Source organism: Bacillus cereus group sp. N21, from assembly GCF_016483395.1.
GTDB lineage: Bacteria > Bacillota > Bacilli > Bacillales > Bacillaceae_G > Bacillus_A > Bacillus_A pseudomycoides.
Window position 1 is genome coordinate 49001 of the sequence record NZ_JAEHBX010000015.1, and the last position, 12468, is coordinate 61468.

Below are 12468 nucleotides of genomic sequence, written 5' to 3' on the forward strand. Positions count from 1 at the left end.
TCGCTATTCATCTCCTATAATAATAAAAAAGTTATAGAAACGAATTCTATAACTTTTTTTGGTACATATAACTACTTATTTGCTCTCGCTACGTTAGAATGAATTTCACTTTTCATTCGTAAATAACTAATCCCATATCCAATAAGTCCACCAATAATAGCTGGGAAAATCCATCCGAGCCCTACTTCATGCATCGGAAGAATTTGAGTGAACAGCTGATTAACTACTTGAATATTTACTCCAGCTACACCAAGTCCATCAAATAAACTTATAATAAATGTTACAAGTAAGCTTGCTTGATAAACTTCTGATCTCCCTTTAAATAATGGATGTAAAAACGTTAAGAAGATTAATACAATTGCTAATGGATATATAGCTGTTAATACAGGAACAGAAATAGCAATTAATTGTGTTAATCCTACATTCGCAACAATTGCACTAAACACAGATAACATAATCGCGATTTTTTTGTAAGATACCTTTGGAAATAATTTATGGAAAAATGAAGAACATGCTGAGACAAGCCCTACACTAGTCGTTAAACAAGCTACTGTAATCATTAATCCTAACAGTATTCCGCCATATGAACCAAAGTAGTAATTTGAAACCTTCGCTAACACTGCTCCTCCATTATCTAAATGTCCAAGCTTCGCTACGCTTGAAGCTCCCATATAAGAAAGCGCTGTATAAATAATCGCTAATGTCGTTGCTGCAATAATTGTTGCTTTTGCACAAACAACCATAATTTGTTTTTTCGTCTTCGCACCTTTTTCTTTAATAGCATTAATGATAATAATGCCAAATACGAAAGATGCAAGCGTGTCCATTGTTAAGTATCCTTCTTGAAAACCTTTAAAGAATGCGTGAGATGTATAATTTTCAACAGGTGCTTGCATATCCCCTATTGGGTGAATAAAAGCAACAATTACTAAAATTCCAATGAACGTTAATTTGATTGGCGTCAAGATTTTCCCAACAATATCGACAATTTTCGCAGGATTGAGCGAAAAAAAACATGTAATGCTAAAGAATATAATTGTAAAAATGATTAAAGGCATAGAACCTAAACTTTCTGGTACAAAAGGTTTAACACCAATTTCAAAGGAAACATTACCCGTTCTCGGTATAGCAAACAAAGGACCAATTGCTAAATACAAAACTGTTGTAAACACAACTCCGAAAACAGGATGAACACGACTTGCCAGCGATTGTAAATCCTCTTTACCTGAAATTCCAAATGCTAATACACCAAGTAACGGTAGTCCAACTCCAGTCACTAAAAATCCTGCATTCGCTGACCAAACATTCGTTCCCGCTGATTGTCCAAGCATCGCAGGGAAAATTAAATTTCCTGCCCCAAAAAAGAGAGCAAACAACATTAATCCAATAACTACTATGAACGAAAATGGTACTTTGTTCGTCATCATAAAACCTCCATTAAAAATAACGTATCTCATTTCCAAATTTAACTAATTGAAGATTCTGAATATTTAACTTAAAAGTTAGGTATTCTTTTCATTTATTATAGTCCCAAGGATAATATATTGCAATACTATTTTCGAACTTTTCTTTTTTTTTAGATATACAAATATTAATAGAGACTCAATTTTCCTGTTATTATATAATTCCGCATCAATATTTAAGAAGGTGTTGCGTATCATCACAACACCTTCCCTCTATCGTTATATAAACAGTTCTTTACTAATAAATAGCGAAATCAACATGTTTTCCAAGTAGTAAAGATTTTTTATCTTTTATTACAAAGCAACATTTATATCTTTTTAACAAATTCAGATTTTAATTTCATTGCTCCAAAACCATCAATTTTACAATCAATATCATGATCTCCATCAACTAAGCGGATACTCTTTACTTTTGTACCGATTTTTATAACTGATGAAGTTCCTTTTACTTTAAGATCTTTGATGACTGTTACAGAATCACCATCGTTTAGTACATTTCCATTTGCATCTTTGATTACCTTTGTATCTTCACTATTTTCAGTTTCTGATTCTAAAGTCCACTCATGAGCACATTCTGGGCATACGAAAAGATTCCCATCTTCATAAGTGTATTCCGAATTACATTTAGGACAATTTGGTAAATTAGACATATTTTATTTCCTCCACTTGTTATCATTCTAATATATATGAATTATTTTCAATTTCCTTTTTACGACTTCATAAGAAAAACAATTACGAAGTTAAACTGTTTCTTATCCATTTCTCAAACTTCTATTTTTATCGAATTTCTTTCAATTTCTTAATAATCATGTTTGGTGTCGCCCATTCATCGCGATCAAAATCAGAGATAGACACTTCAATGTTTAAACGTTCTTGAAATTCTACTAATAAAGATACCGTACCAAAAGAATCTAAAATCCCTTCTTCAAATAATTGCACATCTGGGTTATCTTTTACGATATCATTTTCACATACTTCTTCTAAAATGTTTAATACTTGATCTTGAAATTCAGACATTATTTATTCTCCTTTATATCCATGATTTATAATACATTTCTTCTTAAAAATCTAGTGCATTAGCTTTATTATTTATTGTATTCCCTTCCTGGGATTGCTGAGAAAGCCCGGTACATTCACGAAAAGCGAAATGCTTACACCCTATACATTTTTTCGTATTTAAATGCTCTAGAGCGTAGTTAATCGCTTCTCCTGTATGATCAAAAAAGTTTTCTTCTCCAATCTCAGCGTATAATCCATTCTTGTCTAGAGTTGTTTTTAACTCTGATTGAACTCCCGAAATGAGAAGTACGCCACCTTGTTTTTTAAAATGCTGGACAATATTCCTAAAGTATGATTCTCCTGTTGTATCAATAAAAGGAACTTTTCCCATACGTAAAATTAAAACTTTAGGTTTATAATGAATGGTTGCTAAAATGTTTTGTTCAAACGTCTGAGCAGCACCAAAAAATAACGGACCTTCTATTGTATAAATACTAATTTGCGGACAATCATGAGCTTTACTTACCACATGTGGTAGCAATTTTTCGTTCTTTTTTGTGTGATCAGGAAGCACTTTAGATATAACGAGCATATTGCTCATACGTTTTGTAAACAAAATAATAGCTAAAATAAGACCGATTTCCACAGCAGTTGTCAAACTAGTAAATACAGTGAGTAAAAAAGTTACAAGTAATACAAGGGAATCCCCTGTCTTCATTTTCAGTATGTGAACAAAGTGTTTTTGCTCACTCATATTCCAAGCTACTACCATTAAAATGGGAGCCATACTAGCAAGAGGAATATGCGAAGCATATGGAGCTAACAATAGAAGCGTAAATAACACAAATCCCCCATGAATCACACCTGACATCGGAGATACGGCTCCACTTTTGATATTGGTTGCTGTGCGGGCAATCGCTCCAGTTGCAGGAATTCCTCCAAATAACGGTGTAACAATATTAGCAATACCCTGACCAAACAGTTCTTTATTACTGTTGTGTTTACTATTTGTCATACCATCTGCTACGACAGCAGATAAAAGGGATTCAATACCACCCAGCATTGCAATAACAAATGCTGGACCAATTAACTGTTGTACCCGCTCTAATGTAACTTCTGGTATAGCAAAATGAGGAAGTGTATTTGGAATCGTACCATACGCTGTGCCAATAGTAGGTATATGCCCTGAGAAAAATACAGCAGCAATTATAGTTGAAATAACAACACCTACTAATGAACCAGGTACTTTTGGAAAAATCTTTGGTGTTATCAATATAACAAAAAGGCAAATCAAAGCAGTTATAATACTATAAAAATTGATGGTATCAATATGGATAAAGATTTCATTTAGATTTGCTATAAATGCCTCATGCTTTTTTATACCTGTTAGACCTAAAAAACTAGCAATTTGTCCCGTAAAGATACTAACAGCAATACCTGATGTAAAACCAATTGTTACAGGGCGCGGGATAAATTTAATTAAAGATCCCAGTTTAAAAATTCCCATAAGGCATAAGATAATTCCGGCTAATAAACCGGCCAGTAGTAAATTTTCATACCCATAGGTAATTACAATCCCTAAAAGAATTGGAACAAAAGCACCTGTAGGCCCTCCAATTTGATACTTTGAACCACCAAATAACGAAACGAATATCCCGGCAATACATGTTGTATAAATTCCATACTCCGGCTTAACGCCAGAAGCTATAGCAAAAGACATAGCAAGTGGAATCGCGACAACTCCGACAATCATTCCAGAAAGAAGATCCTTTTGAAAATGTCCTAATGAATATCCTTCAAACCTTCCTGTAAATAACCCTTTCATTACAAAACCTTCTTTTCTATTTTTAATAAATCTTGCTTCTTTTCTTCTGAAAGAATATTTTCTTGTGATAAATTTGAATCCTAAATGTATGTTTCATACTTTTGTACAAGAGTTCTTTATCTCGTTACAAGAAAATATCAGCCTAGTATTGGCTATACGTTTTGCTTAAATGTCGTTCTAATTTCCCTATGTCTCCACCTTCTTGCATGTAGGATTTTAACCTTTCTGCTAAAAGTAATCCATCTCTATTATTTAATTTTTTCATACTTATAAACGATGTAACCTTTACTATATCTGGGGTAATATCTCTACGAAACATTTGTCCTGGAACTTCATTCCAGAAACGATTCCACTCGTCCAATATTCCGATTTGATCAAATAAAAAACATTGCATCCCACATAGCCAAGCTGTGCAAGCTGTATTTCTCTTTTGACATCCTACTCCTTCTTGCAAATGTTCGCATAAAAAACAACAAGAATTCCCACTTTCAATACAAACTTTACAAACGTGATGAGCTCCTATTGAGCGAAATAGTTCCATTCCGTATTGAATAATATCCTCTTTCTTAACTTCAATACTCAATCTAATCCTCCTTACTCATCACTTCACGTTCTGTTTCATCCAACTCTTCTAACATTGAAATTGTATCGATTAAATGGTTGTTAAAAATTTTCTTAGCAACTACCAGTAAATCCACAATCATAGGATCTCGCAAGGAATATAAAACTCGTTTTCCATCTTTCGTACCAACAACAATGTTCTTTGAGCGTAGTACACTAAGTTGTTGAGAAACAGCTGAACCTTCTTTATTAAGAATCGTTTGCATTTCATTTACGCTTTTTTCGCCCTCTGATAATAATTCAAGAATACCTATTCGCAAAGGATGTGATAAGGCTTTAAAAAAATCAGCTTTAAATTGTTGCATTTCATTTCCCATTCAAACGCCTCCGTTATTTATCTTTAATTTGAAAAACCATCATATACATCTTCAAATGTTTGAATATGTATATGATACTTCTAAAACTTACAAGTTTCAATATAAATTTTGAAACTTTAAAAACCTAACTGTTTTTTGTACCAGAACAAAGTTCCTTATTTTAATTCGATAAGGTTTTTAGTATTAGTTTGATAGGAATTGAGACAAACAATTTATCCATTATTTTCTTTTAAATCATTGCGTCTATTCTCATTTATAATTCCCTCTGAGTGAAATATTTCAAACGAAAAAACCTCGCATCCTTAATGATGTGAAGTTTTGAAATGAGGATAGTATATATTCAAATTTGACTTTGCCACGTTTCTTCTACCCTCATTTGTTGCCTAACAAGAAAAGCATGACATTTCGCTGTCATGCTTTTTTCATGCATTTTATAATAACTCATTTAGTAAAGAATTTTTTTATCTTTTACTTTTTGATATCCTTAAGATTCACCCTTTCCGAAAAGCTAACTAAAGAAAACACAAGTTAAATACTGCTGTAAATTCTATTAATTAACTTATAAGTAACATTAATTTTTCATTTCTTTTCTCCCGTTCTTCTTTAGCTGCTAGGTCGTACTTTTTTAAAAGGTGAAATATTTCATTTAATATTTTCTGTGAATGATTGCTTTTTAGAAATTCATGTAAGTCTTTAACCAAAAATTCGGATAAAAAACATTGCTGCGTTTCAAGTTTATTGATTACATCTTCAAAAGAATGATCTATATTACACATTCTATTAAAATCCCTCCTTATATCCCTCTCTTTTAAAAGTTCCGTTCTTTTACTATGTTGATATTTAATTTCCATTTGTAGATAAGATCTTGAGCTAAAGATGTAAACATCTCTCCAACAAGCGAATCTTCGTCATATACGGACGAACCTTTATTTTCTTCAGGCTTTGCAAAAGGTATTTGTGCCATCACTTCTGTTTGCAGTTGTTCTGCTAACATTTCGCCGCCACCCTTCCCAAAGAGATAATTCCTTGAACCATCTTGTTCCTCATAATATGCCATATTCTCAACGATACCTAAAATATCGTGTTTTGTATGCTTTGCCATTATCCCTACTCTGGAAGCAACAAACGAAGCTACACTATGAGGAGTAGTAACTATAATTTCCTTCGCATGAGGAATCATCGCAGCCACATCAATCGCGACATCTCCTGTACCAGGAGGCAAATCAAGAAGAAGATAATCTAATTCTCCCCAATGAGTATTGGCAATGAAATTTTGAATCCATTTGTTTAACATTGGCCCTCGCCACATAACTGGGTTATTACCCTCTGTAAAAAATCCCATTGACATAATTTTAACGTCGTGGCTAACGACGGGAATCGCTGTCTGATCTATCATTGTTGGCTTTTGATTAGCTTCCATCATAGCAGGGATACTGAATCCATATATATCTGCATCTAAAATCCCAACCTTTTTCCCCATACGGGCTAAAGCAGTAGCAAGGTTAATCGTCACAGTTGATTTTCCAACTCCACCTTTTCCACTTGTCACAGCAATAAAACGTACACCTGAATCTGGTCGCAATATACTAGGCATGCCGGTTTCCGTTCTAGAATTTTTCTTTAAAGTTTCTGTTAATGCAGCTCGTTCTTCCGGTGTCATGGAGCCGAAAGTCAAAGAAACCTTAGAGGCTCCAATGTTCCGAAGAGAGTCTTCAATATCTTGTTGAATTTTTGCCTTTAATGGACAACCTTGAATCGTCAAAATAACTTCAAGGTAAATATGTGTGCCATCAATTTGAATATTTCTTACCATGTTTAATTCCACAATACTTTTGTGCAACTCTGGATCCTGAACATGGCTTAGAACTTTCATAATTTGTTCATGAGTAAACATAAATCTCAGTCCTTTTCATTTTTATTTGATAATTTTTAGTACAAACAACATTATCCTCCACTTACAGGTGGGATAAACGCAACGTTATCTCCGGATTTTACAATATGTTCGTCAGTTACAAATTCTTCATTGATAGCCACCATGACTCTATCCAACGATTGTAAATAATAACTATCTTTAAGCCATTCTTTTAATTGATGAACACTAATCTTTTGTTTTTCTATTATTACTAATTGGTCTGAGCCGACTTCCTCTCGCAAATTTGCGAACAATAAAATTGTAATCATCTTCTCACTCTTCCTTCTTTGGTTCCCCTTCCGGGTACGGCGTATTTTCGAGCTGATCTCCAATCCACTTTGTTCCATCTTCCCAAAATTCTTTTTTCCAAATTGGGACGATTTGTTTTATGCGTTCAATTGCGTATTCATTCGCTTCATAGGCAACTTTACGATGCGGCGACGACACTGCAATTACAACTGCAATATCCATTATTTCTAGTCGTCCCACTCGATGTGTAATTGCTATCTTTGCACCCGGCCAATTCTTCTTAATTTCTTCACCAATTTGAGTAAGCATTTTTATTGCCATTGGTTTATACGCTTCATACTCTAAATGCAAAGTTCTTTTTCCCTTTGTCAATTCTCTTACTGTTCCAATAAAGGTTGTAATAGCACCCGCTTCTCTTCTTGCTACCTTATTCGTTACTTCTTCGACTAAAATAGGAGTATCTACAATTTCAAATAATACTTGTCCCATCAACATAATCCTCCTCTTGTTTTAAAGCTCTATTATTTATCCCGCTATTTGCGTGCAGTAAGACTCCACCTCAAAACTCAGCGAAAACAAAAAGGTTAGGTGGAAGATCAACTGCCCGTAAAAGCCTGATTGGTTCAACTAATAATCAGTGGGGGGCCATCCCCCACTGATTAAAGTTTCACTTTATAGGATGGAATAATATTGATCCAAGGCCATTCACTGCCTTGATTATCTTCTAATAAGAGAACATCTACGAACATCCCTTTCTTATATCCTCTTGTACCGCCTGGGAGTACGATAAAAGCGTTTGATTCAGCTAATGAAGAAACCGCACTAGACTTATCAAACCCTGATGGATAGGCGATTACTTGTCCTTCGTTATATTTGAGCTTTGCTCGTACAAATCTTGTAAATGGATTAGGTTTTAAAAAATCTTCTCCTAGTAATGCTTTTTCTTTTTTTAAATGTGGCTTTTCACTAAACATATAGGTACGAATGCTAGGTCTTACGAATAACTCAAAGCCTACATAACAAGCAGAAGGATTACCTGATAACCCAAATAATAGTTTTTTATTTAATTGTGCTACGGTCGTGACGCTACCTGGTCGCATTGCAACTTTGTTAAAAAGAACCGATGCCCCTAATTTTTCGTATATAGCTGGCAAATAATCATAATCCCCTACCGAAACACCACCGGTTGTGATTAACATATCCACTTGACTTAACGCTTCTTTTACGGCTGCGTGGCACGTATCAAAATCGTCACTAAACTTACCAAAGTATTTCACTCTTCCCCCTGCTCTTCGAATTTGGAACAATATCATGTACGTATTACTATTTCGAATTTTCCCAGGTTGTAGTAATTCATTTACATCAAGAAGCTCACTCCCAGTCGCCAATACTCCAACTACAGGCTTTTTTGCAACTGGCACTTCGCTGTAACCGAATGTAGCAAGGAGAGCTGAAATACCTGGATTAATGTAAGACCCTCTCTTCGCAAGAATCTTCCCTTTACGTGTATCTTCACCTCGAAAGGAAATGTTGTCTCCTTTTTTGAATGAGCGTTTCACTTCCACATAGGCTTTACCGACATCCTCATATTGACGAGTCAGTTCTAGCATCACAACTGCGTTACATCCTTTTGGAATTTGTGCCCCCGTCATAATTCGAACTGCTTGAAATTGACCTACCTCTTGAGGAAATATGGAACCTGCCCCAATTTCGCCAATTACTTCGAACAAAATTGGATTCTCATAACTTGCCCAGGCAGTATCTTCTGCCCTAATAGCAAATCCATCATATGGCGAGCGATTGAAGGACGGAACATCATGATCCGCTACTAAATCTTCTGCTAATGTACGTCCGTATGCTAATTCCAGTGGTACTAGTTCTTTCAAACCACAATTGGCATATTCCATCACTTTACGGACGGCCTCTTCAACTGTAATCGGCACTCTTCTTTCCATCATTACCAGCCCTTTCTATTAACCTAATAACCGATAGTATATTTGTTTCGCTTTTTGAATTTCATTCGTTCCATGAATAAATACACGACCATCTTGAAAAATGACCATCCGATAATCTTCTAGTTGGCAAGATAGCAAATACGGGTTTCGATCTACTTTCCCGTGTTTTTTTAGTTGTTTTTCTAACTGGTCAAAGTTGTAACAACTATTATGCATCGGTCTAATTTGAATCGTATTTCTTCCGCATAAAACAACTGTCTTCGTTTGATTTTCATAAGATAAATAAGGATAAATCCTATGCGTTCCGCACGAAGGACAATTGTCTGTTTTTATTTTTTCTAGTTTGATGGAATGGTGTTGATTACTCCATATATCAAACATTAAAAAGGTTTTTCTAATTGCTGCGAAATCTTCCACTAAAATTTTGACTGCTTCTGCCACTTGATACGCTGCCACTATTTGGACAGCAGGACTAATAATTCCAACTGTGTCACACGTCGCTCCTGTAACTGGAACACTTTTAAGTACACAATGTAAGCACGGTGTTTTCTTTGGAATAATCGTATAGCTCATGCCATACCCCCCGACACAAGAACCATAAATCCACGGAATATCATATTTTTGTGATAGGTCATTTATCACAAACCGAATATCAAAATTATCTGTTGCATCAATGATTATATCGACATCGCCTAACAAAGCTTCCATATTTTCTATTCTTGCATCCATCACGAAAGCATTAATCTGTACCTCTGAATTGATTTGTTTCAACCGATTTTGAGCTGCAATTGCTTTTGGTAATTTTTCTATCGCATCTTGTTCAACATAAAGCTGTTGTCGCTGTAAATTACTCCATTCTACGTAATCACGATCAATAATCGTTAACTTTCCAATACCTGCACGAACAAACGCTTCTGCACTTGCACTTCCTAATGCACCTGCCCCCACAATCAACACATGCTTATTTCTAATCTTCTCTTGTCCTTTACTTCCAATAGGAGTGAACAACTGTTGACGTGAATACCGCTCTATCATTAGATAGCCTTCCTTTCATGTACATACTCATCATTTAATTAAAAAAACATGCTTCATATTCGATCATTTTCTCAATACATCTTTCTCTGTAGCACTTTGTTTCTGATAACAAGAAAAATAAGCAAACCCAACAAATCCAGCTCCACCAATTACATTTCCGATAAAGACAGGAACAAAGTTTTTAGCAAGATCCATCCACGTAAGATGACCAGCAAAAATAACTGCTGAAATAACAAACATATTTGCTACTACTTGCTGAAATCCAATTACTACAAAGGCCATAATCGGAATCCAAATTCCAACAATCTTTCCAATCAAATCGTTCGTTCCATAAGCTAACCAAATCGCAAGGCAAACGAGCCAGTTACAACCAATTGCTAAAATTAACGTTCTCCCAAACGATTCATGTAACTTATCTTGAGCTATCGCGATCGTTTTATTTAAATACGCCCCCTCTGTTAGCCCGCCAAGGTGGCCGAAACAATAAGCTACGAAAAGTGCACCAACAAAGTTAGTTAAAGTTATCCAAACCCAGTTATTCAACACATTTTTCAATGAAATTTTCCGTGCATAAAGTGCCATGGACAGTGACATCATGTTTCCCGTAATTAATTCTCCTCCTGCTAAGACTACGAGCATAAGACCTATAGGAAAAACCGCTCCTCCTATAAAATTTACTAAACTTCCCCATTGCTGAGGTACATTACCTAGAACGCGAATATTAAGCAAAAATCCTAACGAAATGAATGCTCCTCCTAAAAACCCAAGAATAAGCATTGCGGATAGCGATTGCCTTACCTTTTGAACACCGGATTCAATCACAAGCTCAGCGATTTGTTCCGGTTTATGAAATGACATAACCAATTCCTCCATTTTTCCAATTAAAAAAGCAGCTTCAAAAACCCTTAACATAATAAGGATTTTTGAATGCTGCTTAATCTCCCTGCATTTCTCTTACAGAGATATCAATCATCACTTTTACTATAAAATAGAAAATCTGCAAAACTTGCACACTTTCCACTACTTACTTTAACAAAAAGAAGCTACGAACAGCCTTCTTTCATAGTGATTTCTCAACCACCAATATGCGACATTTCAATTTTCGGCAATGCTTTTTTATTTGTATTACTTAGCCGTTCATCTGAATAGCGATCTGAACGATTATTCCAAATGTCACGAATAACATCAGTAATCTCCTCATCGGTATATCCAGAGCGAAGTAATTCTCTAAGATCATTTCCTTTAGAAGCAAACAAACAAGTATATAATTTTCCTTCTGCAGAAATACGAGCTCTTGTACATGATGAACAAAAAGAATCTGTTACAGATGAAATAATTCCTATTTCCTCATCGCTACCGATATAACGATAGCGAGTAGCAACTTCACCAGGATAGTTCGCTTCAATTCGTTCAAGCGGCATAACTTTATGAATCATCTCTAATATTTCTTGTTTAGAGACTACCTCGCCTAATTCCCAGCCGTTAAAATTTCCGACATCCATATATTCAATAAACCGAAGAATATGCTTATTCTCTTTAAAGTATTGCGCCATCTGAACGATGTCTTGTTCATTTTTTCCTTTTTGAACAACCATGTTCATTTTAATTTTCATCCCGACTTCCGCTGCAGCCTGTATTCCTGCAAGAACCGTTTTTACTTTACTTCTATTCCCATTTAAATAAGAGAAACGCTCTTCATCTAAAGAATCTAAACTAACTGTCACACGCGATAAACCCGCCTTATATAAATCCGGAGCAAACTTCTTAAGTAGTGATCCATTTGTAGTTAAACCAATATCCTCTACTCCATCAATCTTGTTAAGTCGCTCGATTAGTTCAGGAAGGTTTTTCTGAAGTAAAGGCTCTCCCCCAGTAATACGCAACTTTCTTACACCTAAAGAAACAAAAATACGCGCTACCCTTTCAATTTCATCAAAAGATAAAATTTTATCATTAGACAAAAAAGAATAATCACGACCAAATATCTCCTCTGGCATACAATATCGACAGCGAAAATTACAGCGATCGGTAACAGAAATACGTAAATCCTTTAAAGGACGGTGCAATTTGTCTAATGTGACGGATTTCATGT

14 protein-coding genes are annotated in these 12468 nt (G+C 35.1%); all 14 read right to left on the reverse strand.

Going from position 1 to position 12468, the window contains the following annotated elements:
* Positions 1-71: 71 nt before the first annotated feature.
* Positions 72-1424, reverse strand: coding sequence for a branched-chain amino acid transport system II carrier protein (gene brnQ, locus JDS96_RS11140; RefSeq protein ID WP_199666796.1), 1353 nt, complete (start codon positions 1422-1424; stop codon positions 72-74).
* A 347-nt stretch (positions 1425-1771) separates the two neighbouring features.
* The gene (locus tag JDS96_RS11145) at positions 1772-2113 is read right to left on the reverse strand and encodes a zinc ribbon domain-containing protein YjdM (protein ID WP_003196906.1); all 342 of its coding nucleotides are present in this window, start codon (positions 2111-2113) and stop codon (positions 1772-1774) included.
* Positions 2114-2240: 127 nt separating this feature from the next.
* The gene (dltC, locus tag JDS96_RS11150) at positions 2241-2480 is read right to left on the reverse strand and encodes a D-alanine--poly(phosphoribitol) ligase subunit DltC (RefSeq protein WP_003196905.1); all 240 of its coding nucleotides are present in this window, start codon (positions 2478-2480) and stop codon (positions 2241-2243) included.
* 43 nt (positions 2481-2523) lie between these two features.
* Complete coding sequence (locus tag JDS96_RS11155) at positions 2524-4287, reverse strand: SulP family inorganic anion transporter (RefSeq protein ID WP_199666797.1); 1764 nt, start codon at positions 4285-4287, stop codon at positions 2524-2526.
* Positions 4288-4429: 142 nt separating this feature from the next.
* Entirely contained in the window at positions 4430-4870 is a 441-nt protein-coding gene (locus JDS96_RS11160) for a DNA mismatch repair protein (RefSeq protein ID WP_199666798.1), read from the reverse strand.
* A 1-nt stretch (position 4871) separates the two neighbouring features.
* Positions 4872-5225, reverse strand: coding sequence for an ArsR/SmtB family transcription factor (locus JDS96_RS11165; protein WP_003196899.1), 354 nt, complete (start codon positions 5223-5225; stop codon positions 4872-4874).
* Positions 5226-5779: 554 nt separating this feature from the next.
* The gene (locus JDS96_RS11170; RefSeq protein WP_003196897.1) at positions 5780-6001 is read right to left on the reverse strand and encodes a hypothetical protein; all 222 of its coding nucleotides are present in this window, start codon (positions 5999-6001) and stop codon (positions 5780-5782) included.
* Between the two features lie 32 nt (positions 6002-6033).
* Positions 6034-7119 carry a P-loop NTPase gene (locus JDS96_RS11175; RefSeq protein ID WP_199666799.1) on the reverse strand — a complete coding sequence of 362 codons (1086 nt, stop codon included), beginning with the start codon at positions 7117-7119 and terminating at the stop codon, positions 6034-6036.
* 50 nt (positions 7120-7169) lie between these two features.
* The gene (gene moaD, locus JDS96_RS11180) at positions 7170-7406 is read right to left on the reverse strand and encodes a molybdopterin converting factor subunit 1 (RefSeq protein ID WP_097794110.1); all 237 of its coding nucleotides are present in this window, start codon (positions 7404-7406) and stop codon (positions 7170-7172) included.
* A gap of 4 nt (positions 7407-7410) precedes the next feature.
* Positions 7411-7875 carry a molybdenum cofactor biosynthesis protein MoaE gene (locus JDS96_RS11185; protein WP_199666800.1) on the reverse strand — a complete coding sequence of 155 codons (465 nt, stop codon included), beginning with the start codon at positions 7873-7875 and terminating at the stop codon, positions 7411-7413.
* Positions 7876-8045: 170 nt separating this feature from the next.
* Positions 8046-9341, reverse strand: coding sequence for a molybdopterin molybdotransferase MoeA (locus JDS96_RS11190; RefSeq protein ID WP_199666801.1), 1296 nt, complete (start codon positions 9339-9341; stop codon positions 8046-8048).
* A gap of 18 nt (positions 9342-9359) precedes the next feature.
* Positions 9360-10376: a molybdopterin-synthase adenylyltransferase MoeB gene (locus tag JDS96_RS11195; protein WP_199666802.1), complete on the reverse strand. Its 1017-nt coding sequence runs from the start codon at positions 10374-10376 to the stop codon at positions 9360-9362.
* Between the two features lie 63 nt (positions 10377-10439).
* A complete protein-coding gene (locus JDS96_RS11200; protein ID WP_029427105.1) occupies positions 10440-11234 on the reverse strand; it encodes a formate channel in 795 nt (264 codons plus the stop codon).
* A 215-nt stretch (positions 11235-11449) separates the two neighbouring features.
* Complete coding sequence (moaA, locus tag JDS96_RS11205; protein WP_199666803.1) at positions 11450-12466, reverse strand: GTP 3',8-cyclase MoaA; 1017 nt, start codon at positions 12464-12466, stop codon at positions 11450-11452.
* Positions 12467-12468: the final 2 nt, after the last annotated feature.